The sequence below is a fragment of the Actinoallomurus sp. NPDC052274 genome (genome assembly GCF_040679475.1).
Classification (GTDB): domain Bacteria; phylum Actinomycetota; class Actinomycetes; order Streptosporangiales; family Streptosporangiaceae; genus Actinoallomurus; species Actinoallomurus liliacearum.
Window position 1 is genome coordinate 16,709 of the sequence record NZ_JBFAUT010000013.1, and the last position, 20,977, is coordinate 37,685.

The 20,977-nt window shown below is 71.4% G+C and carries 23 protein-coding genes; 4 read left to right on the forward strand and 19 right to left on the reverse strand.

Annotation, left to right across the window (positions count from 1 at the left end; translation table 11 throughout):
- Positions 1 to 74 precede the first annotated feature (74 nt).
- From mctP to AB0K82_RS13925, 5 genes are all read right to left on the reverse strand, one after another.
- On the reverse strand, positions 75 to 1,694 hold the full coding sequence (gene mctP / locus AB0K82_RS13905) for a monocarboxylate uptake permease MctP (protein ID WP_364396389.1): 1,620 nt from the start codon (positions 1,692 to 1,694) through the stop codon (positions 75 to 77).
- A gap of 6 nt (positions 1,695 to 1,700) precedes the next feature.
- The gene (locus tag AB0K82_RS13910; RefSeq protein WP_364396392.1) at positions 1,701 to 1,961 is read right to left on the reverse strand and encodes a DUF3311 domain-containing protein; all 261 of its coding nucleotides are present in this window, start codon (positions 1,959 to 1,961) and stop codon (positions 1,701 to 1,703) included.
- 109 nt (positions 1,962 to 2,070) lie between these two features.
- Positions 2,071 to 2,733 (reverse strand): hypothetical protein, encoded by a 663-nt coding sequence (locus AB0K82_RS13915; protein WP_364396394.1) that lies wholly within the window; start codon positions 2,731 to 2,733, stop codon positions 2,071 to 2,073.
- A complete protein-coding gene (locus AB0K82_RS13920) occupies positions 2,730 to 4,100 on the reverse strand; it encodes a HAMP domain-containing sensor histidine kinase (protein WP_364396396.1) in 1,371 nt (456 codons plus the stop codon). The genes AB0K82_RS13915 and AB0K82_RS13920 overlap by 4 nt, the downstream gene beginning before the upstream one ends.
- Positions 4,097 to 4,771, reverse strand: coding sequence for a response regulator transcription factor (locus tag AB0K82_RS13925; protein ID WP_364396399.1), 675 nt, complete (start codon positions 4,769 to 4,771; stop codon positions 4,097 to 4,099). The genes AB0K82_RS13920 and AB0K82_RS13925 overlap by 4 nt, the downstream gene beginning before the upstream one ends.
- 121 nt (positions 4,772 to 4,892) lie before the next feature.
- Here AB0K82_RS13925 and AB0K82_RS13930 point away from each other — a divergent pair, with 121 nt between their 5' ends.
- Complete coding sequence (locus AB0K82_RS13930; protein WP_364396402.1) at positions 4,893 to 6,995, forward strand: transglycosylase domain-containing protein; 2,103 nt, start codon at positions 4,893 to 4,895, stop codon at positions 6,993 to 6,995.
- A 27-nt stretch (positions 6,996 to 7,022) separates the two neighbouring features.
- Here the strand turns inward: AB0K82_RS13930 and AB0K82_RS13935 are convergent, their stop codons facing one another.
- The 6 genes from AB0K82_RS13935 to AB0K82_RS13960 form a co-directional block, all read right to left on the reverse strand.
- A complete protein-coding gene (locus AB0K82_RS13935; RefSeq protein WP_364396741.1) occupies positions 7,023 to 7,724 on the reverse strand; it encodes a LysR substrate-binding domain-containing protein in 702 nt (233 codons plus the stop codon).
- Between the two features lie 53 nt (positions 7,725 to 7,777).
- Positions 7,778 to 8,518 carry a hypothetical protein gene (locus AB0K82_RS13940; protein WP_364396405.1) on the reverse strand — a complete coding sequence of 247 codons (741 nt, stop codon included), beginning with the start codon at positions 8,516 to 8,518 and terminating at the stop codon, positions 7,778 to 7,780.
- A gap of 103 nt (positions 8,519 to 8,621) precedes the next feature.
- Positions 8,622 to 9,359, reverse strand: coding sequence for a dethiobiotin synthase (gene bioD, locus AB0K82_RS13945; protein ID WP_364396408.1), 738 nt, complete (start codon positions 9,357 to 9,359; stop codon positions 8,622 to 8,624).
- Positions 9,360 to 9,462: 103 nt separating this feature from the next.
- Complete coding sequence (locus AB0K82_RS13950; protein WP_364396411.1) at positions 9,463 to 10,116, reverse strand: Uma2 family endonuclease; 654 nt, start codon at positions 10,114 to 10,116, stop codon at positions 9,463 to 9,465.
- 109 nt (positions 10,117 to 10,225) lie between these two features.
- Positions 10,226 to 10,978, reverse strand: coding sequence for a GntR family transcriptional regulator (locus tag AB0K82_RS13955; RefSeq protein ID WP_364396414.1), 753 nt, complete (start codon positions 10,976 to 10,978; stop codon positions 10,226 to 10,228).
- Between the two features lie 15 nt (positions 10,979 to 10,993).
- Positions 10,994 to 12,160, reverse strand: coding sequence for an 8-amino-7-oxononanoate synthase (locus AB0K82_RS13960; protein ID WP_364396417.1), 1,167 nt, complete (start codon positions 12,158 to 12,160; stop codon positions 10,994 to 10,996).
- A 38-nt stretch (positions 12,161 to 12,198) separates the two neighbouring features.
- Here AB0K82_RS13960 and AB0K82_RS13965 point away from each other — a divergent pair, with 38 nt between their 5' ends.
- Positions 12,199 to 13,710, forward strand: a complete 1,512-nt coding sequence (locus tag AB0K82_RS13965; protein WP_364396420.1) for a histidine kinase N-terminal domain-containing protein — start codon at positions 12,199 to 12,201, stop codon at positions 13,708 to 13,710.
- A gap of 109 nt (positions 13,711 to 13,819) precedes the next feature.
- On the opposite strand, the gene AB0K82_RS13970 is transcribed toward AB0K82_RS13965, so the two are convergent.
- Positions 13,820 to 14,074, reverse strand: a complete 255-nt coding sequence (locus AB0K82_RS13970; protein ID WP_252809415.1) for a WhiB family transcriptional regulator — start codon at positions 14,072 to 14,074, stop codon at positions 13,820 to 13,822.
- A gap of 256 nt (positions 14,075 to 14,330) precedes the next feature.
- The gene (locus AB0K82_RS13975) at positions 14,331 to 15,257 is read right to left on the reverse strand and encodes a diacylglycerol kinase family protein (RefSeq protein WP_364396423.1); all 927 of its coding nucleotides are present in this window, start codon (positions 15,255 to 15,257) and stop codon (positions 14,331 to 14,333) included.
- An 84-nt stretch (positions 15,258 to 15,341) separates the two neighbouring features.
- On the opposite strand from AB0K82_RS13975, the gene AB0K82_RS13980 reads away from it, so the two are divergent.
- Positions 15,342 to 15,719: a hypothetical protein gene (locus AB0K82_RS13980; protein ID WP_364396426.1), complete on the forward strand. Its 378-nt coding sequence runs from the start codon at positions 15,342 to 15,344 to the stop codon at positions 15,717 to 15,719.
- Positions 15,720 to 15,793: 74 nt separating this feature from the next.
- On the opposite strand, the gene AB0K82_RS13985 is transcribed toward AB0K82_RS13980, so the two are convergent.
- From AB0K82_RS13985 to sodN, 3 genes are all read right to left on the reverse strand, one after another.
- Positions 15,794 to 16,552: an RNA polymerase sigma factor SigF gene (locus AB0K82_RS13985; protein ID WP_364396744.1), complete on the reverse strand. Its 759-nt coding sequence runs from the start codon at positions 16,550 to 16,552 to the stop codon at positions 15,794 to 15,796.
- Positions 16,553 to 16,658: 106 nt separating this feature from the next.
- Complete coding sequence (locus AB0K82_RS13990) at positions 16,659 to 17,078, reverse strand: anti-sigma factor (protein ID WP_364396429.1); 420 nt, start codon at positions 17,076 to 17,078, stop codon at positions 16,659 to 16,661.
- 324 nt (positions 17,079 to 17,402) lie between these two features.
- Positions 17,403 to 17,804: a superoxide dismutase, Ni gene (sodN, locus tag AB0K82_RS13995; RefSeq protein ID WP_345356731.1), complete on the reverse strand. Its 402-nt coding sequence runs from the start codon at positions 17,802 to 17,804 to the stop codon at positions 17,403 to 17,405.
- On the opposite strand from sodN, the gene sodX reads away from it, so the two are divergent.
- Positions 17,760 to 18,239: a nickel-type superoxide dismutase maturation protease gene (gene sodX / locus AB0K82_RS14000; RefSeq protein ID WP_364396430.1), complete on the forward strand. Its 480-nt coding sequence runs from the start codon at positions 17,760 to 17,762 to the stop codon at positions 18,237 to 18,239. The genes sodN and sodX overlap by 45 nt on opposite strands.
- A gap of 1 nt (position 18,240) precedes the next feature.
- On the opposite strand, the gene AB0K82_RS14005 is transcribed toward sodX, so the two are convergent.
- Genes AB0K82_RS14005 through AB0K82_RS14015 form a run of 3 tightly spaced genes read right to left on the reverse strand, consistent with a single transcriptional unit; the run spans position 18,241 to position 20,922 of the window.
- A complete protein-coding gene (locus AB0K82_RS14005; protein WP_364396747.1) occupies positions 18,241 to 18,993 on the reverse strand; it encodes an amino acid ABC transporter ATP-binding protein in 753 nt (250 codons plus the stop codon).
- Between the two features lie 26 nt (positions 18,994 to 19,019).
- Positions 19,020 to 19,952 (reverse strand): amino acid ABC transporter permease, encoded by a 933-nt coding sequence (locus tag AB0K82_RS14010; RefSeq protein ID WP_364396433.1) that lies wholly within the window; start codon positions 19,950 to 19,952, stop codon positions 19,020 to 19,022.
- Between the two features lie 4 nt (positions 19,953 to 19,956).
- Positions 19,957 to 20,922, reverse strand: a complete 966-nt coding sequence (locus tag AB0K82_RS14015; protein WP_364396436.1) for an ABC transporter substrate-binding protein — start codon at positions 20,920 to 20,922, stop codon at positions 19,957 to 19,959.
- Positions 20,923 to 20,977: the final 55 nt, after the last annotated feature.

The following is a 20,977-nucleotide window of genomic DNA, read 5'->3' on the forward strand; positions in this document are numbered from 1 at the left end:
GAAGCTTAGAACACCGCAAAAGCGACCATGTACCCCATGGCCTGCGGTGGTCTCGGGGAGACCGCCGCAGGCGTTCAGCCGGTCGTCAGTTCGGGGAGGTCACGGACGCGCGGGTCCTCGGCGTCCGCGAGGAAGTCGGACGGACTGGTCTCGTCGACGCCGTCGGCGACCTTCACCGCTCTGAGCAGGACGGTGAGCGCCACCACGACCAGCATGTTGAGGACGAACGCGGTCAGCGCGATGTACCCGGTGTGGTGGATGAGGGGGATGTCGGCGATCGGCTGGCCGAAGTGCTTCTGCGTCGGCGACGGCTGCCGGTAGGCCGTGACGGTCCCGTACACCATGGCGACCGCCCAGCCCGCCAGCAGCGCCCAGCGGTGGAACCACCGGGTGAACAGCCCGAGGGCCAGCGACGGGAAGGTCTGCACGATCCAGATGCCGCCCAGCAGCTGCAGGTTGATCGCCAGGGACTTGTCGAAGGCCAGGACGAAGATGAGCGCTCCGACCTTCACCAGCAGGGACACGAACTGCGACACCCGCGTCTCCTCCGCGGGGGACGCCTCCGGCCGGAAGAAGGTCTTGTAGACGTTGCGGGTGAACAGGTTCGACGCGGCGATCGACATGATCGCCGCCGGGACGAGCGCGCCGACGCCGATCGCGGCGAACGCGACCCCGGCGAACCAGCTGGGGAAGACGTGGTCGAACAACGTCGGCACGGCCAGCTGCGGGTTCTTCGCGGCCTTGACGGCGGCGGCCACGTCGGGCCTGGCCAGCGCCATGTAGCCGAGGAGGGCGAGGAGCCCGAGCAGCAGGGAGTACGCCGGGAGCAGCGCGGCGTTCCGGCGGATCACGTTGCGGCGGCCGGCGGCGAGCGCCCCCGTGACCGTGTGCGGGTAGATGAACAGCGCCAGGGAGGAGCCGAGGGCCAGCGTGCCGTACGCCCAGTGGTTCAGGTCGCTGGTGACGATCGATCCGCCGGGTTTGTGGGTCGCCGGGTTGACCTTGGTGAGGGACGCCTGGGCGCTGTCGAAGATGTGACCCCAGCCGCCGAGCTTCGTCGGGATGTAGATGATCGCCACGATGATCACGAGGTAGATCAGCGCGTCCTTGACGAAGGCGATCAGCGCCGGGGCGCGCAGGCCGGACGTGTAGGTGTAGGCGGCCAGGAGCGCGAAGGCGATGAACAGCGGCAGGTCCCGGGCCAGGCCGGAGCCCTTGACCCCCATGACCGTGAGGACGGCCTGGATGCCGACGAGCTGCAGCGCGATGTAGGGCATCATCGCCAGGATCCCGGTCAGGGCGACGGCCAGGCCCAGGCTCTTGGATCCGAAACGGCCGCGGACGAAGTCGGCGGGCGTGACGTAGCCGTGCACGTGGGAGACCGACCACAGGCGAGGGCCGATCAGGAAGACGATGGGGTAGGCGATCGCGGCGTACGGCAGGGACCAGAAGCCCATCGCGCCGCTGGCGAACACCGCGGCGGGCACCGCGATGAACGTGTAGGCCGTGTAGAGGTCACCGCCGAGCAGGAACCAGGTGACGAACGTCCCGAAGCTCCGCCCGCCGAGGCCCCACTCGTCCAGGTGCAGGAGGGTCTGGCCGCGCCGCCAGCGGGCGGCGGCGAAGCCGACCACGGTGACCAGGGCGATGAAGAAGACGAAGACCGTGAGTTCGACGCCGTTGACGTTGTCCATGGGACCTCACTCGCCCTTCTCGTCGGCCTGGTCGGGGGAGGGCGCGCCGCCGCCGCGGCGGGTGAGGGCGTACGCGATGCCGATGAAGGCCGCCGTGAGGATCACCCAGGCCAGCTGCCACCAGTAGAAGAAGGGGAAGCCGCCGAGGCGGGGCTTGATCCGCGCGTAGCTCGGGACGGCGAGGTAGATGACGAACGGCGCGATCAGGAGGGTGGCGATCACGACCCGTACGAGGGGACGGGTCGGTTGGGCGGCTTTGTTCGGCATGTCGGGCCCCTTCGGAACAAAGTTTCGCTCCCGCCACTGTGCTGCCATCCGGTCACGATCAGATCTCGGCCTGCGGCGTCCCGATAACGAACGGGTAACGTCCCGGCGCTCAGCCCGTCGGCTTCACGACCGAGGGAGCGCCGTTCCGGGGCCAGGGCGGCCTCTTCTGGCCGACGGGGGTGGTCGGATCGTCGGTGGGCGAGGACCCGATCCCGCCGGTGTACGGGGAACCGCTCGGGGTCGGGGACGGCACCCCGGCCGGGCCGTCGGGCCGGGCCCCGGCCGGGTCGCCGCCCGTCAGGCACCCATCCGCCTGGTACACCTTGGCGAGGACGCTCTGGTCGAGGCGGTCCGGCGCCTTCACGAGCGGCGCGCCGGGCAGGAGGCGTGCCGTGCAGGAGATCTGCAGGTATCCGGCGATCTCCTGGTGGGACATCTGCTGGCGCCGGGACTCGACGAAGACCGTCCGTGTGCCGATCGCGCGGACCGTCACGTCCGGCGTCAGCTCCGTGCGCAGGCCGCGTTCGCGTTCCTGCGCGGTCGGGCCGGCCAGGAGGGCGTCGAACACCGCCTGGGTGTCCCACGGCGGCACCGCCCGTTCCACGGGCTCCGGCGTGCCGCCGAGGAGGAAGAAGACCTGCGCCTTGGGCAGCGAGGTGGCGGTCGCGGTCGGCGCCTCCCCGGCGCTCACGACGCCGGTCGGGCGTACCCCGCATCCCGCCAGCACGCAGACCGCCGCCGCCGCGGACGCCGCGCGCACGGCCCGCGTCATGCCGGGATCCGTACGGTGAAGACCGCGCCGCCGCCCGGCGCGTTGCCGGCCTCGATGCGCCCGCCGTGCAGGGCGGCGTTCGCCTGGGCGATCGACAGGCCGAGCCCGGTGCCCTTCCCCGCCGGACGCGCCGGGTCCGCCTTGAAGAAGCGGTCGAACACGTACGGCAGCACGTCATCCGGGATGCCGGGACCGCTGTCGATCACCCGTACCTCCAGTCCGGGCCGTGCGGTGACGCGCACGGGCGGGGCGCCGTGCCGGAGCGCGTTGGCCACCAGGTTGGCGATGATGACGTCGAACCGCCGGGGGTCGAGCCGTACGCGCAGACCGGGCGGTATCTCGATGACGACCCGGTCGGCCCAGCCACGGGTGGTCACGCACTCGCGGACGAGGGCGGCGAGCGGCACGTCGTCCAGGGTCAGGTCGGCGGTACCGGCGTCCATCCTGCTGATCTCCAGGAGATCCTCCACCAGGGCGCCGAGGCGCCGGGTCTGCTCGGCGACCAGCCGGGCCGCCGTTCCGGTGTCCGCGGGGAGCCGGGCGGCGTCCTCCTCGAGCATGTCGGTGACGGCGGTCATGGCGGCGATGGGGGTGCGCAGCTCATGTGAGACGTCGGCGGCGAACCGCCGGGCGGTCGCCTCCAGACGGCGCAGCTCTCCGACGGTGTACTGCAGAGAGGCGGCGCTCTCGTTGAAGATCCGCGCGACGTCGGCCAGTTCGTCCCGGCCGCGCACGTCGACGCGGGCGGCGAGATGACCCTTGCCGAGCGAGCGGGCGGCCCGGGCGAGGCGGCGCAGCGGCCGTAGCACGCTGCGCCCGAGCAGCGCGGCGAGGACCACGGCCAGGATGACCGTCAGCGCGCCCGCGCGCGTCAGGGCGCTCTGGATGCCGTGCAGGTCGGCGCTCTCCTTGGCCAGGGACGCGAACACGAAGACGGTGAGCGGCAGCGGTGCACCGTCGCGGCCCCGCACGCGCGTGGCGGCGACCAGCCAGGGCGTCCCGTGGATGACGACCCGCTGGAAGTACAGCCCATCGGTGGCGTGGGCGGACAGACCGGCGGGCACGTCGCGCAGACCGAACTCGCCGGTGGCGACCGACGTGGTGCCGTCGGTCACGACCACGTACCGGTCCGGCCGGACCAGCCCGGAGGCCACGTCGCTCAGCGTCCGCTCCGGCACCGGGGCGGTCAGGTCCCCGGGCACGTTGTGCGCCAGCGTCTCGCGGGTGTCGATGAGGACGGCGTCCTGCGCCCGCTGCAGGATGGCCCGGCGGACGAAGACGTACCCGATGCCGGCGACGAGCGCGGTGGAGGCGAGGCAGGCGGTGACGAACGCGAGGAACAGGCGCCCGCGCAGTCCGCTGATCACGGGGCCGTGAACCGGTAGCCGAACCCCCGCACCGTCTGGATCAGCGTCGGCGCGGCCGCGTTGGTCTCGATCTTGGCGCGCAGCCGTTGCACGCAGGCGTCCACGAGGCGCGAGTCGCCGGCGTAGCCGTGGTCCCACACCTCCCGGAGCAGGTGGCCGCGGGTCAGCGCCTGTCCGGGGTGACGGGTCAGCTCCAGCAGCAGCCGCAGCTCGGTCGGGGTGAGGTGCACGTCCGCCCCGGCCTTCGTGACGCGCAGCGCCGCGCGGTCGATGACCAGGTCGCCGAAGCTCGAACGACTCATCGGAGTCTTCTCCGCGCGCCGCAGGACGGCGCGGATCCGCGCGTCCAGGACGGCGGGCTCGACGGGCTTGACCACGTAGTCGTCGGCGCCCGCCTCCAGCCCGACGACCACGTCCAGGCTCTCGCCGCGCGCGGTCAACAGGATGATCGGGATCTCGTCGGTCCTGCGGAGGCGACGGCAGACCTCCACGCCGTCCAGTCCGGGCAGCATGACGTCGAGTATCACGATCTCCGGGCGGCGCGCCCGCGCGTATTCGAGCCCCTCCTCACCGGTCGTCCGTGCGGTGACCGAGTGTCCCTGACGGGTCAGGGCCAGCTCCAGACCCGTACGGACCGACGGATCGTCCTCCACGAGCAAGATCGCGACCATCGGCCCATTATCGAGTGGCCGGTCCGGCGGGCGGGACTCTGTCACGGGATCCGGACATTGTCCGGAAAGCGGGACCGCACCCCGACAGCTTGATGACGCTTCTCGACCAGGGTTGATCGACATGGCGGGACGGCGCAGACGCGAGCGGAGACGATGGGCCGGGATCGCGGTACGGGGCCTCGGGGGCCTCGTACCGCGCAAGGGCCGCAGGCTGCGGCTGGTCCGGCGGGCCGGGTACGCGCTCGGCGGTCTCGTCGTGCTCGTCGGGATCTGCCTGTGGGTGGTCTACACGCAGGTCAAGGTGCCGCCGGTCAGCGCCGCCGCGCGGGCGCAGGCGAGCATCCTGTACTACCGGGACGGGACCCCGATCGCCCAGGTCGGGCGGCTGAACCGCGTCGCCGTACCGCTGCGGGCCGTCCCGGCCCACCTGCGCGGCGCGGTCCTCGCCGCGGAGGACCGCGGCTACTACCACGAGCCCGTCGTCTCGCCCACCGGACTGACCCGGGCCGTGTGGGCCGCGGTGTCCGGCGGAGCGCGCCAGGGCGGCTCCGGCATCGCCCAGCAGTACGTGAAGGTCGCCTACCTGGACCCCCGCCAGACGCTCACCCGCAAGGTCAAGGAGCTGTTCATCGCGGTGAAGCTGAACCGGTCCCGGTCCAAGGACTGGGTCCTCGAGCAGTACCTCAACACCGTCTACTTCGGGCGCGGGGCGTACGGGGTGCAGGCGGCCGCGCAGGCGTACTTCCGCAAGGACGTCGGCGCGCTCACACCGGCCGAGAGCGCGCTGCTCGCCGGGGTGATCCAGGCGCCGTCGTACCTCGACCCCGCGCTCGGGCACACCGCGCAGACGCAGGCGCGCTGGCGGTACGTCATCGACGGGATGATGAGCACCGGCGTGCTCCCGAAGGGACCGCGGCCGGCGTTCCCGCGGGTCGCGCCCGCGCACACCGACCCGCTGTACGGCGGGCAGCGCGGCTACCTCATCGAGCGGATCACGAGCGAACTGCGCCGGCGGGGGTTCGACGACGACGCGATCTACCGGCGCGGCCTGCGGGTGACCACCACCCTCGACCGCGCGACGCAGGACGAGGCGCCGCGCGCGGTGGCCGACGCGGTCGGCGGGGACAAGGACATCGAGACCGGCCTCGCCTCGGTCCGGCCGGGCACCGGCGAGATCCTCGCGACGTACGGCGGACGGGACTACCTCAAGCACCAGTACGACAACGCCTTCCTCGCCGACCTGCCCGCAGGCTCCTCCTTCCACCCGTTCATCCTGGCCACCGCGCTGCAGGACGGCGTCGGCCTGCGCAGCGTGGTGGACGGCTCGCCCCTGAAGGACGTCCGCAACGACGACGACGCGAAGGCCGACGCGCCGAACCTGCTCACGGCCGCCGCCAACTCCTACAACACCGTGTTCGCGCGGCTCCTGCTCAAGACGGGTGCCTCCGCCGCCGGCCGCGTCGGTCTCCCGACCCGGCCCGCGCCGCCGCGGATCCACGCCATCGACCAGGCCGCGGCGTACGCGGCCCTGGCCGACGGCCGGTACGCCGAACCGCACATCATCGCCCGTGTCACCGACTCGTCCGGGAAGACGCTGCTGACCGTACGGCCCCGCGTGCGGCGGGCGCTGTCCCCGGGCGTCGCGGCGGACGTCACCTTCGCCCTCGGCCTCGGCGCGAAGGCGGACGCTGCGCGGCGCATGCTCGACACGAAGGCGGCCGGCGCGCGGCCCGTGCTCGACACGAAGGCGGTCGGCACGCGGCCCGTGCTCGACCGCCCGACGGCCGGCGCGATCGGCACCACGGACGCCAACGCCGCCGCCTGGTACTGCGGCTACACCCCGAGCGTGGCCACCGCCGTCGGCACCTACCGCGCCAGCAACCGGCCGCTGATCAACCGCGGCGACGCGCCCCTGCGGGAGGCGGCCGACCTGCCGGCCGCCATCTGGAACGCCGTCATGACCACCGCCGTCGCCGACCGGCCCGTCGAGGACTTCCCGCCGCCCGCCTGGGTCGGCACGACCCGCCGTTTCGCGACGCCCACACCGAGCCCCACCCCGCCGACCTCACCACCCGCCGCACGCCCGTACGTGCCGCCGCGCGTGCCGACGCGGAAGAAGACGGTTCCCGAGTCGCCACGGTCCGTCGACCCGTCGGACCTGCGGAAGAGCAAGGAGGCGAAGGCGGGCGGGTCTCCGAGCGTCAAGCCGGGGGCGACCCCCTGACCGGTCACGCGATGGCGGAACGGTCCGTCAGAGCGGCCGGCTCGTCTCACCCAGCTCTGCGGCGGCTTGGGCGAAGGCGCGGATCAGCGGGCTCTTGTCGGCGGTACGCCACACGAGAGCCCATTGACAGGGCGTGGCGTCGCGGATGGGGACGAAGACGAGGTTCGGCCAGGGGTAGAAGCGGGCGGCTTCGGCGGCGACTCCTGCGGCGGCCTCACCGGAGCAGACCGCGCTGATCACCTCCTGCCACGTCGTGACCCCGGGGCCGCGACGGATCGGGCGTCCGGCAGGAGTGTGGTGGGGGGCGAGGGTCTCCTCCATGTAGGCGGGGATGGAGTGGCCCGTCACCAGGGTGCAGTCGCCGAGGTCTTCCAGGTCGATCGCGTCGCGGTGGGCGTAGGGATGGTCGGCGGCGACCATCAGCAGCACAGGAGAGGTGTGTGTCACCGGGCCGACGGTCAGGTCGGGTTCGCGGACCGGCAGCCACAGGAGCGCGACGTCGACCTCGCCGGACCGCAGAGGGTCCAGCGGGGAGGGTGGCTGAACCTCCCGGTGCCGCAGCCGTGCGCCCCGATGACGGGCTCGGAACAGGTCGATGAGTCCTGCTTCCGGATCGCCTGACTGACCCGGGACGGAGTGATGTGAAGGCGCTCGGCGGTACGCCCGAAGTGCAGATGTTCGGTACGTTCGGGGACATCGGCTGGCCGTAATCGGCGGATGATCCGGCAGCGGCCGGCCTCCCGACTTCGGGAAGGGCCGGCCGCTTGATCATGTGTGGGGCGTCACCCGAGCGCCGAGCAGTCCGCCTCGTCGGGCAACAGCGGCCGGAGCAGCACCCGGTAGGACCGGCCGTGATCCGCCCAGTCGCGCCACCGGCCGATCGGCGCCTTGCGGGCGGCCGCGCCGGTGAGGACGGTGCAGGTTCGGGTGCCCACCCGCGTCCCGGAGCCGAGCGGCGTGGCGTACGGCCACCGTGGCGCCCCGGTCGCGGACCCGGGGAGCGCCAGCGCCGCGACCTTGGCCGGGCGGTACGGACGCGGCGCGGCGGCCAGATCGCCGCGCGCCCAGGTCGACGGATTGAGCATGCCGAGCACCGCCGCCGCCTTCGTGTCGCTCACCGGCTCGACGAACCGGGTCGTACGCGGGCGCCCGTCGGCGACGAAGGTGACGACCGCGTACATGGCGTCGGCCGTGTTCGGGCTCTCCACCGTCCGCGGCGTCGCGAGCCCGGCGTCCTGAGCCGCCGACACGATGCGCCGCACCGCCTGCGGCGTCAGCCGGTACTCGGTCAGCGTGCCGGACGAGCCGGCGATGGCACGCCCGTCGCCGTACAACGAGAAGTCCGGCAGGCTCCCCGGACCGCCCAGCCCGGCGATGCCGCCGCTCGTGCTCGTCCGCAGCACCAGCCCGGTGCCCGTCGACACGGACGCCGACGGCGCCGGCGTGGGATCGAGCTTGGCCTCCGAACGTCCGGCACAGCCCGCCGCCAGCAGCGCGGCGGCCACCACGACCATGGCCTTCATAGGTGATCGCTCCTCAATGCGTGGCGCGTCCCCGGAACTCAGACGTGTCCCGAGGCCGCGCGGTTCCCTGACAGGTCGGGGGGAGCGGGTCGTACGCGAGGGGTCAAGGTATGAGATCCCAGCCACGGGCGCGGGCGGCGCAGTCCGCGCGGAAGGCCGCCGCATCGAACACACCGCCGAGATGCGGGGCCAGGCCGGCCCGGGCGGCGAGCAGGAACTCCGGCCCGGACAGCCGCCCGGACCGCTCGGGCAGCGCCCCGGACAGCGGGCGGGCGGCGATCGTCTCCAGGTCCCGGACGTTGCACAGGTCGTCCAGGCCGGGCCGGCGCGGCCAGGCCCCGATGACGACCCCGGCCAGCTCGAGCCCGTGGTTCGCCATCGCCTCCAGCGTCAGCGCCGTGTGGTTCAGCGTGCCCAGCCCCGGCCGCACGGCGACCAGAACGGGCGCCCGCAGGGAGTGCGCCAGGTCGGCCAGCGTGGCGCCGTCCTCGTCGTAGCGCACCAGCAGCCCACCGGCCCCCTCGACGATCACCAGGTCCCGGTCGAGCGCGCGGATCCGCTCGGCGGCGGCGACCAGGTCGGGCGGCGGCAGCTCGGCCTGCCGGGCGGCCGCGGCCGGGGAGAGCGCGTCGGTGTAGCGCGCGAACTCGTGCAGGTCGCCGACGCCCGCGAGCCGCCGGACCTCGTCCAGATCCCCGGCCTGGTCGGGCCGTACCCCGGTCTGCGCCGGCTTGACCACCGCGACCGACGCCCCCCGGGCCCGCGCCAACGCCGCGAGGGCCGCCGTGACGACCGTCTTGCCGACCTCGGTATCCGTCCCGCTGACCACGAGCACACTCACCTGAGCGAGGGTAACGAGTAGCGGAGGCCGACGACCGTCTCAACGCCGAGGATTTCCGTCCCCCTGGCGACACCGATCCTCGGCACAGACGTTCTCTGGCGGGTCAGTCGTCCCAGGGTTCCCACTTGTCGGTTTCGACCGTGAAGCCGAACGGATCCGGCAGGCTGATCGTCTCCCCGAACTCCCATGAGCGCAGGTGCTGGTACGTGCCGCTGCTCCGATCGGGGTTGGAGAAGAACAGGGCCTGTGCGGCGCGCGGATCCCGGTCGACCAAGAGGTAGTTCGGGATTCCCGCCTGGGCGTAGCCGCTCCATTTGGTGGCGGCGCCGCGTCGCGGCCCCGGCCGGCGGTCGCAGCCGGCGTTGGAGCGCGAGGTGACCTCGACGACCAGGCTCACCTGGCCGGGCAGAAGATGCCGGGCATCGGCCTTGCGGGCGTCGTCGTGCACGCCGACGTCCAGGATGATGAGATCCGGGACATAGCCGTCGTGGATGTCGCTGAGGTTGAGATCGGTCACCTGAACGCAGCGCCACGGAAAGGCCGGATCCGCGATCCGCGCTTCGACCATGCTGTCGGCGATGTCCTGCACCATGCCGTTATGGCCGACCGTCGGACCCGGTGACACGACGATTTCCCCCCCGATGACCTCGACCCTCGTGCCGTCGTCAGGGAGGTGGAGGAAGTCGGCCAGCTCGCCGCGGACCCACAGGTCGTACGGGGTGTCCGGGAGCGTGTAGTAATGGGCCACCGCGCTCACGATGCGTGACTCCTCCCTCACGATCAGCTCCGGTCATCGTAGGGATACTGCTCACTGTCCGTATGCAGAACCGTACATTCTTCGGCCCCGCTGTTCGGGCAGGAACGGGTCAGGGGGTTTGGCCCTGGCGGCGGAGGCGGGTGATGAACTTGTAGCGGTCGCCGCGGTAGAAGGACTGGGCCCACTCGACGGGGTGGCCGTCGACGTCGAAGGCGTGCCGGGAGAGCAGGAGGAGCGGCAGGCCGACGTCGACGCCGAGGAGCTGGGCGTCGTCGGGGGTGGCCAGCACGGTCTCGATCGTCTCCTCCGCCTCGGCGAGGTGCACGTCGTACGCGGTCGCGAGGGTTTCGTACAGCGAGCCGTGGCGCGGCAGCTCCTTGCGGAGGCCGGGGAAGCGGCGGGCGGGCAGCAGGGACGTGTCGATCGACATCGGCTCGCCGTCGGCGAGGCGGAGCCGGTGGATGCGGAGGGCGCGGCCGCCGGGGCGGATGCCGAGCAGGCCGGCGACCCGCTCGTCGGCGGTGACGTAGTCGATGTCGAGGATGCGGGTCTCGGGGTTGAGGCCGTGGTGCCGCATGTCCTCGGTGTAGCTGACCAGCTGGAGTTCCTGGGCGACCTTCGGTTTGGCGACGAACGTGCCCTTGCCCTGGATCCGCTGCAGGCGTCCCTCGATCACCAGCTCGGCGAGGGCCTGCCGGACGGTCGTGCGGGAGGTGCCGTACTTCTCCGCGAGCGTGCGTTCCGGCGGCAGCGGGCTGCCCGGCGTGAGCGCCTCGGTCAGCTCGATGAGGCGTTTCTTCAGCCGGTAGTACTTCGGGATCCGTGGCTCGGCCCCGAGTTCAGGTGCCTGCTCAGCCGTCACGCGCTCTCCTCATGTTCACCGCCGCGTCCCTCCGGCGTTAGGAGCAGGGTACGGTCTGGTCCGCTTCTTGACAGTAGCCAGTGCCTTCGTGACCGCTGTGAGATCCGCCTCGCCCAGGTCGGCGCGGGCGGTGAGCCGCAGACAGGCGCGTCCCACGGGTACGGACGGTGGCCGGAAGCAGCCGACCCGGACCCCGTGATCCGCGCACAGGTCCGCGGCGCGGACGGCCTCATGCGGGTCGCCGATGATCACCGGGACGACGGCCGCGGCCGGTTCGGTCGTCGCGAGCCCGAGTTCGCGGGCCGCACCGGCGAGCCGGACGGCGTGGGCACGGGCGCGCTCCGGCAGGTCCGGCTCGGCGGCCAGCACGTCGAGCGCGGCGAGGGCCGCGCCGGCGCACGCCGGTGCCAGCCCGGTGTCGAAGACGAACGAACGGGCCGTGTCGACCAGCGTCTCGATCACCTCCGGGGCGCCGAGGACCGCGCCGCCCTGCGTGCCGAGTGCCTTGGACAGGGTGGCGGTGAGGACGACGTCGGGCTCACCGGCGATCCCGGCGGCGTACGCCGCGCCCCGCCCGCCCGGTCCGACCACGCCGAGCGCGTGCGCCTCGTCGATCACCAGGACGGCGCCGTGGCCTCGGACGACCCGGTGCAGCTCACGGAGCGGGGCGAGGTCGCCGTCCACCGAGAAGACCGCGTCGGTCACGACGATCGCGTCTTGCGCGCCGGCCAGGGCGGCGTCCACGGCCGCGACGTCTCCGTGCGGGGTGACGGTGACCGTCGCCCGGGACAGCCGGCAACCGTCGATCAGTGACGCGTGGTTGCCCCGGTCGGAGACGATCAGCCGGGGCCGCAGCGCGGTGAGGACCCCCAGGTTGGCCAGGTAGCCCGAGGAGAAGACGAGGGCGGACGGCATGCCGGTGAACTCGGCCAGGCGGTCCTCCAGCTCGGCGTGCAGTTCCGTCGTCCCGGTGACGAGGCGGGACCCGGTCGAGCCGGCCCCCCACTTCCGTACGGCCTCGATCGCCCCCTCGGCGAGCCGGGCGTCACGGGACAGCCCGAGATAGTCGTTGGAGGCCAGGTCGAGGAGCGACGGGCCGGGCGGGCGCGGGCGGAGCGTGCGGCGCAGGCCGGCAGCCGTACGGTCGCGGGTCGCGGTCGTCAGCCGCTCAAGTGGGTCCACCCGGAAATCATTCCAGCCCCGCCTGCGATTATGCAGACGTGCCCACCTTGACCGACCTCACCAGGCAGCACACCGATCTGGACGCGGCGGACCTCGAATGGATCCACGCGCTGGTGTCGGACTGGCAGCTGCTGGCCGATCTTTCGTTCGCGGACCTGGTGCTCTGGGTCCCGCTGACCAGGCGCCGCGCGCGCAGGGGCGGCAGTCCCGGCGACCTCGGAGGCTGGGTGGCCATCGCCCAGATCCGGCCGACGACCGGCCCGACCGCGTACACGGACGACCTCGTCGGCCTGGTCGTCGAGCCGGGCGGGCGCGGCCTGATCGATGTTGCCTGGGGGGAGGAGCGCATCTGCCGGGAGGGCGACCCGGAGTGGGGGAGCGGCATCCCGGTGCGTGAGGAGGCCATCCCCGTACGCCGGGACGGCCGGATCCTCGGCATCATCCAGCGGAGCACGAACCTCAGCTCGGCGCGTACGCCCAGCCACCTGGAGCTGACGTACCTGCAGAGCGCCAGCGACCTGGCGAAGATGATCGATGAGGGGCGGTTCCCGTTCCGGGAGGTGGAGCCGAACCTCGCCCGTTCGCCGCGGGTCGGCGACGGCCTGATCCGGGTGGACCGGGACGGGCGGGTGCTCTACGCCAGCCCGAACGCGCAGTCGGCGTACCGCAGGCTGGGGCTCGCCACCGACCTGGTCGGCACGCTGCTGGGGGAGACCACCGCCCGGCTGATGAACACCGCGGTGGACGACTCGCTGGCGGTGGCCGCCGGCGGACGCGCCCCGAGCGAGACCGAGATCGAGACGAACGGAGCGATCGTGCAGCTCCGGGCAATCCCGCTGATCGTCGAGGGAGATCGTACGGGCGCCCTGGTGCTGTTGCGGGACGTCACCGAGCTGCGCTGGCGCGACCGGGCGCTGATGAGCAAGGACGCCACGATCCGGGAGATCCACCATCGGGTGAAGAACAACCTGCAGACCGTCGCGGCGCTCCTGCGCCTGCAGGCCCGTCGGCTGCGGGTGCCGGAGGGGCGGGCGGCCCTGGAGGAGGCGGTACGCCGGGTCGGCTCGATTGCGATCGTCCACGAGACGCTCTCGCACACGCCGGAGGAACTGGTCGACTTCGACGACATCGCCGACCGGGTGATGGCCATGGCCGGAGAGGTCTCGGCGCCGGAGACCCGGGTGCGCCCGAAGCGGATCGGCGGTTTCGGCGTGCTGCCCGCGGTGATCGCCACGCCGCTCGCCATGGTGCTCGCCGAACTGCTGCAGAACGCCCTCGAGCACGGCCTGGCGAACCGCCCCGGGTCGCTGGAGGTGGTGGTGACGCGCGGCGAGGAGCGGTTGAAGGTCCTGGTCGCCGACAACGGGAGCGGGCTGCCCGAAGACTTCGACGTCGAGTCGGCGGCGAGTCTGGGCCTGCAGATCGTCCGCACCCTGATCGTGGGGGAGCTGGGCGGGGTCATCGACCTGCGGCCGCGCGAGAATGGGGGCACGGAGGTCGCCCTGGACATCCCGCTGGACCAGGGGCCGCGGACCGCTCCGCCCGCCTGAGCCGATTCGCGCCCGGAAAACGTGGACGCCCGTGACCTGGGGTCACGGGCGTCGGAGCCGGCGGATGTCGTGGGCCGATCTGCGAGCCACGATGCGGCGTCGTCGTCTTTCAGGCGTGGGCGCGAGCGCGGGCACGGGCGTTGCGGCGCTTCAGGGCGCGGCGCTCGTCTTCGCTCATGGCGCCCCAGACCCCGGCGTCCTGGCCGGAGGTCAGTGCCCAGTTCAAGCAGGCGTCGGTCACCGGGCAGCGGCGGCATACCTGCTTGGCCTCTTCGATCTGTACCAGCGCGGGGCCGGTGTTCCCGATCGGGAAGAACAGCTCGGGGTCCTCGTCACGGCAGGCAGCGCGGTGGCGCCAGTCCATGCGGTCCACTCCTTCGTAGCGCGTGAAGTGTCGACTCCACTTGTGAACGGTTTCACGATGTCGCGAACAGTCCAAGGACCGTGGGTAAGGTCCGGGAAGTGTTCATGGCGGTCTCGACCAGGGGTGATACCCGATGCCGCGCGCCACTTAGAGATTCCCAGGGCGTCAGAGAGGGCGCAAGAGCTTTGAGAAACTTTTCGCAAAGTATGGCTGTCGCGTGTGTCACATGACCGAAACATGAACGTCACTTCGTGACTCAGATCACGACGCGCACCGCCTTGGGAACGGACCGGAAGGTCACCGCCTCGCGTTGTCCCAGGTAGTCCCCGTCGACCTGGAACGCGATCGGGCGATGCGACCGCAGCGTGAACTCCGTCAGGTCGTGCAGACCGAGGACGTGGCCGCCGCGCGGCTGCCGCTGGAACGGAGGCAGGATCTGCGACAGCACGTTCAGGGTCGACAGCACGTCGAGCCGCCGCAGCCCGAACAGATCCAGCCCCGTCGCGAACGCCGCCCGCGGGCTCGGGTCGACCGGCCAGGGGCCCGCGTACGTCCACGGCGAGGTGTTCGACACGATGCTCAGGAAGATGTGACCGAGCGGCGGCTTCCCGGGCACCTCGAGGGTGAGCGCCGGGCGGCGCCGGTCCGTCAGCACGAAGAACTGGCGCAGCGCCGCGCGGATGTACAGCGTGGAGTACGCCCGGGAGCCGGCGGCCCGGAGCTGCTCGACGGCGTGGACGACCTCCGCGTCCAGCCCCAGACCCGCGCAGAACGTGAAGTAACGGTTGTCGGCCATGCCCAGGCCGACCGTGCGGTGCCGCCCGGCCCGAAGAGCCTCCAGGACCTGCCCGGCCGCGTCGAGGGCGTTGTTCGGCAGCCCCAGGGACCGGGCGAAGACGTTCGCGCTGCCGGCGGGGACCACCGCCAGCGCCGGCAGGTCCGCCGACGGACCCGCGGCGAGCAGCCCGTTGACGGCCTCGTTGACGGTGCCGTCCCCGCCCAGCGCGATGACCACGTCGTAGCCCTCGCCGGCCGCCTGCTCGGCCAGCTCCATCGCGTGCCCGCGCCGTTGGGTCTCGGCCAGCTCCAGCCGTACCTCGCCGGCGAACGCGCGCATCAGCACGTCCCGGGCTCGCCGTGACGTGGTCGTCGCCTTCGGATTGGCGATCAAGAGAGCGCGCACGCAAAAAGGGTAGCTTCACCGCAGACCACCGGAAGGCGCGGGCTGGGCATCACGGCGGGTCGCGCCCGACTAGTGTTCCTGGATGTGTCCACACGTCCCGCCACCCTGAGCGCCGCAGCCGTCGTCGAGGCCCTGGAAGGAGTCGCCGTGCTGGCCGTCGGGCTGTACGTCGGCATCGAGGCCGTCATCGGCCGCCCCCACGACCTCGCGAGCGCGGTCGCCCTCGCCTTCATGGCCGTCCTCGGCGGCGCCGGCATCATCGCGGTCGGCTGGGGACTGTGGCAGGTACGCCGCTGGGGACGCGCCCCCGCCCTGCTCACGCAGATCTTCACGCTGATCATCGCCGTGTCGATGTTCCAGAGCCACCGACAGGTCCTCGGGGTGGTCCTCGTCGTGGTCGCCGTCGTCGGCGCCGCCGCCCTCCTCAGCCCCCCGACGACCCGCGCCCTCATCGACGAATAGCCCGCAAACGCCGCGCCCGCCGAGACGCTGTCGTCTCGGCGGGCGCGTTCGTTCGTTGGTTCGTGTCTCGGGCCTCAGTCGTCGGCGGTCAGGCCGTCGCGGAGCTGGGCCAGGGTGCGGGCCAGCAGCCGGGACACGTGCATCTGCGAGATGCCGAGCTCGGCGGCGATCTGCGACTGCGTCATGTTGCCGAAGAACCGCAGCAGCAGGATGCGCTTCTCCCGGGCCGGGAGCTTCTCCAGCAGTGGCTTGAGCGACTCGCGGTACTCGACGCCTTCGAGGGCGTCGTCGACGATGCCGAGGGAGTCGGCGACCGCCGGGGCGTCCTCGTCGCCGGAGTCGGGCGCGTCGAGGGACACGGTGGAGTAGGCGTTCGCCGACTCCAGACCCTCCAGCACCTCCTCCTCGCTCATCTGCAGGTGCTCGGCCAGCTCGCTGACGGTCGGCGCCCGGCCCTCGCGCTGGGCGAGGTCGCTGATCGCCTTGGTCAGCGACAGCTTCAGCTCCTGGAGCCGGCGCGGCACGCGGACCGCCCAGCCCTTGTCGCGGAAGTGCCGCTTGATCTCACCGACGATCGTCGGCGTGGCGTACGTGGAGAACTCCACGCCACGCTCCAGGTCGAACCGGTCGATCGACTTGATCAGCCCGATCGTCGCGACCTGGACGAGATCGTCGAGCCACTCGCCGCGGTTGCGGAACCGGCGGGCGAGGTACTCGACGAGCGGCAGATGCAGCTCCACCAGCTCGTCCCGGATGCGCTGGCGCTCCGGGTCGCCTTCGGGCAGGGTGGCGAGCCGCTCGAACAGCCGACGCGCTCGAGCGCGGTCGGGCACGCCGTGCTCGTTGCCGGCCACCGTGGTCTTCTCGGTCACGCGTCCACCTCGCTCAGCGGCCCGCAGCCGCGTGGGCGGTGGTCGAGTGCCGTAGGGATCGCGGCGTTCACGACGTCTTCCCGCGCCGCTTGTTCATGACGATGGTCACCCGGTCGTCGACGCCGACCTTGGCGTCGACGTCACCCGCGAGCGAGCTCAGGACGGTCCAGGCGAACGTGTCGCGACTGGGCTCCAGGCCGTCGACGGTCAGGACCGAGACCGAGATGCTCATCGCGTCCTCGGTCAACTCGAACTCGCAGGTCAGATCCGTGCCCGGCACCGCCTGGGCCAGGAGCATCGCGCACGCCTCGTCGATCGCGATCCGCAGATCCTCGATCTCGTCGAGGTTGAAGTCGAGGCGTGCCGCCAGCCCGGCCGTGGCCGTGCGGAGCACGGAAAGGTAGGCGCTGTCGGCCGGCAGCCGCACGGTCACGACGTCGCGCACGTCGGACACACTCGCCGGCCTGGCCGCGGTTTCCTCGGTCACGTCACTCCCTCGTTGGGGCTACCCGCTGATGTCGAAACTACCGCTTCAACGCACCTGCGCGCGCATCCGCCGCGCTCGGTCGTCGAAGTGATGATCGTAGAGGTCGGGCGGCGTGTCCGCGAAAGCCGGGGTCGTCCGTACGGCCGGCGGTCGCCGGAGACCCGTGGGCACGGCGTTTCCCGCGGCCGCGGCCGCCGACCGGGCCTTGTCGCGCCCGTCGCGCGGCGGTCCGGCGGTGGAAAAAGGCGTGTGGCGGATCGCCCGATCCCGCGAGGGGAACGGCCGACCCGCCACTGTCCGATCCTGGCCGAGAAGAGGCCCGGATCAGGCGTTCTTGGTCTCCCAGAAGATCTTGGCGATCTCGTCGATCTTCGCCAGGAGCTCGTCCGCCTTGGCCACGTCGAGAGTGCCCTTGGTGCCGCCGGCGCCCGCGAGCTTGGTGGCCTCGTTGAACAGCTGGTGCAGCTGCGGGTACTTCTCGAAGTGCGGGGGCTTGAAGTAGTCGGTCCACAGCACCCACAGGTGGTGCTTGACCAGCTGGGACCGCTCCTCCTTGATGATCAGAGCCCGAGCGCGGAACACCGGGTCGTCGTTGGACTGGTACTTCTCGATGATCGCCTTGATCGACTCGGCCTCGATGCGGGCCTGCGCCGGGTCGTACACGCCACAGGGCAGGTCGCAGTGGGCCGACACTGTGGTCTTGGGGCGCAGAAGTCGTGCAAGCACCTGCGTGTCCCTTCCGTTGTTTCGGATCATGCTCCGTTGGCAGACACTACTCCTGGTACCCTTCCCGCGCGCAGAGAGGTAACCCACGTGCAGACGGTCGAGGTCACGGGCGAGTCGATGCTGCCGGTGCTGCGGCCCGGCGACTGGCTCCTCGTACGCCGTGGCGCCCGCCTCGCTCCCGGGCACATCGTCGTGGCACGGCATCCCCGCGAGGCCCGGCTGATCGTCAAGCGGGTGGCCTGGCGCGACCGCGACGGATGGTGGCTGGAGAGCGACAACCAGCGGGCCGCGGGCCGGCAGGACAGCTGGGACTTCGGTGCCGTACCGGACGATCTGATCCTCGGGCGCGTCATCGCCCGTTACTGGCCCCGGCCCGCCATACGGCTCCGCGCGCCCCGGCGAGGCCGGAGCGCGCGGACGCGGAGCGATTCCTGACTCAGAGGACCTTCGACAGGAAGTCCTGGGTCCGGGCGTGCTGCGGGTTGGTCAGCACCTCGCGGGGGTCGCCCTCCTCCACGACGACGCCGCCGTCCATGAAGACCACCGAGTCGCCCACCTCGCGGGCGAAGCCCATCTCGTGGGTGACCACGACCATGGTCATGCCGTCCTCCGCGAGCTGCCGCATCACGTCGAGGACGTCGCCGACCAGCTCCGGGTCGAGGGCGCTGGTCGGCTCGTCGAACAACATGAGCTTCGGCTGCATGGCCAGCGCCCGCGCGATGGCCACCCGCTGCTGCTGGCCACCGGACAGCTGCCCCGGGTAGGCCTTCACCTTCTCGGCCAGGCCGACCTGCTCGAGCAGTTGCACGGCCCGCTCCTGGACCGCGCGCTTCGACTCGCGCCGGACCCGGCACGGCGCCTCCATGACGTTCTCCAACGCCGTCATGTGCGGGAAGAGATTGAACCGCTGGAACACCATGCCGATGTCCCGGCGCTGCGCGGCGATCTCCTTCTCGCGCATCTCGTGCAGGCGCTCGCCGCGCTGGCGGTAGCCCACGAGGTGGCCGTCCACCCACAGCCGCCCGCCGTCGATCTTCTCCAGGTGGTTGATGCACCGCAGGAAGGTCGACTTCCCGGAGCCGGACGGCCCGATCACGCACATCACCTCGCCGGACTGGACCTCCAGGTCGATGCCCTGCAGGACGTGCAGCCGGCCGAACCGCTTGTGGACCTTCTCCGCCTTGACCATCGGCGTGGGAACGGCGTCGACCTCGCTCACTGTGCCCCCTGCTCTGTGGAGCGCTGCGCCTTCAGCTTGGTCAGGAACCGTTCGAGCATGGTCTGCCGCTGGGCCGTGCCGCGGCCGAAGCGACGCTCGAGGTAGAACTGGCCGACGCTGAGGATGGACGTCATGGCGAGGTACCAGAGCGACGCCACGAGCAGCAACGGGATGGTCTGGTACGTACGGCCGTAGACGATCTGCACGGAGTACAGCAGATCGGAGACCGCGATGACGCTGACCAGCGAGGACGTCTTCAGCATCGAGATGACCTCGTTGCCGGTCGGCGGGATGATCACCCGCATCGCCTGCGGGAGGACGATCCGCCGCAGCGTCTGCCCCCGGCTCATCCCCAGCGCGGTCGCGGCCTCGTCCTGGCCCGGGTCGACCGACAGGATGCCGGCCCGCACGATCTCGGACATGTACGCGGCCTCGTTGAGGCCGAGGCCCAGGCAGCCCGCGATGAACGGCGTGATCACCGAGTTCGCGCTGAAGTGCGCGAACGTCGGGCCGAACGGGATGCCGATCGAGAACTGCGGGATGAAGGCGTTGATGAAGCCCCAGGCCAGGATCTGCACCAGGACCGGGGTGCCGCGGAAGAACCAGACGTACACCCACGCGATGCCGGAGATCAGCGGGTTCGGCGACAGCCGCATCACGGCGAGGAGCGCGCCGCCCACGATGCCCATGACCATCGCGATGACGGTCAGTTCCAGCGTCACGCCGACGCCCTGCACGACGGCGTCGATCGTGAGGTACTGCCGGATGACGTCCCACTGGAGCCGCTCGTTGTGCGCGACGCTCCAGGCCATCCAGACCACCACGTAAGTGATCAGGACAGCCGCGATCCAGCGTCCGTAGTGGCGGACGGGGACGGCCCGGATCTCCTCCTGCCGTCCCTCGCTCACCGTCTCGTCGGAAACGGTCATGCTGTCAGCCCTTGGCACCGTTGATCACGGGGTTGGTGTTGGCGCCGTCCTGGATGCCCCACTTCTCGAGGATCTTGTTGTACGTGCCCTCCGACTGCAGCGCCTTCAGCGCCGCGAGGATGGCGTCCTTGCTCTGGCCCAGGTCCTTGCCGACCGCGATGCCGTACGGGGCGGTGTCGTACGCGGCGCCGGAGACCTCGAACTGGCCGTTGGACTGCTTGGCCGCGTAGTCGATGACCGGCGAGTCCGCCAGCACGGCGTCGGCGCGCGCGGTGGACAGGGCGAGGTTGGCGCCGGCCTGGTCGGGGTACGGCTGCGCGATCGGCGCCGGCTTGCCGGCGTCCTTGCACTTCTTCGTCCGGGCGCCCAGGCCCTTCTTGGCGTCGATGGTCGCGGACAGCTCGTCGAGCTGCACGGTGCCCTTCTCGACGGCGACCTTCTTGCCGCACAGGGACAGGTCGTCCGGCTTGAGCCCCTGCGGGTTGCCCTTCTTGACCATCAGGGAGGAGCCCGCGATGTAGTAGGTCACGAAGTCGACGACCTTCTCGCGCTCCGTGTTGTCCGTGAAGGACGACATGCCGAGGTTGTACTTCCCGGATGTGATGCCGGGGATGATCGCGTCGAAGCCCGCCTGCTGGAACGTGAACTCGACGCCGAGCTTCTTACCGAGTGCCTTACCGAGGTCGACGTCGAAACCGATGATCGTCTTGTTGTCGGTGTCGAAGAACTCGTTCGGCGCGTACGACGGGTCCGCCGCGACCGTGAACTTGCCCGCGCTCTTGATGTTGGCGGGCAGCATGGCGTTGAGCTTGGGATCCTGCTTGATCGAAGAGAAGATGTCGCCGACGTTCTTGCCGCCGGCCGGCGCGCTCCCTCCCGTCTTGCTGGATCCACAGGCGGACATGGCGAGGGCCGCCGCCAGGACTGTGATGCCCGCCCCAAGGGCGTGACGGCGAAGACCGCTGTGCACGGCGTCCTCCTCCAGGCTTACGGGGCGTCACGCCCCGGTTGTTTGCACGGTGGTT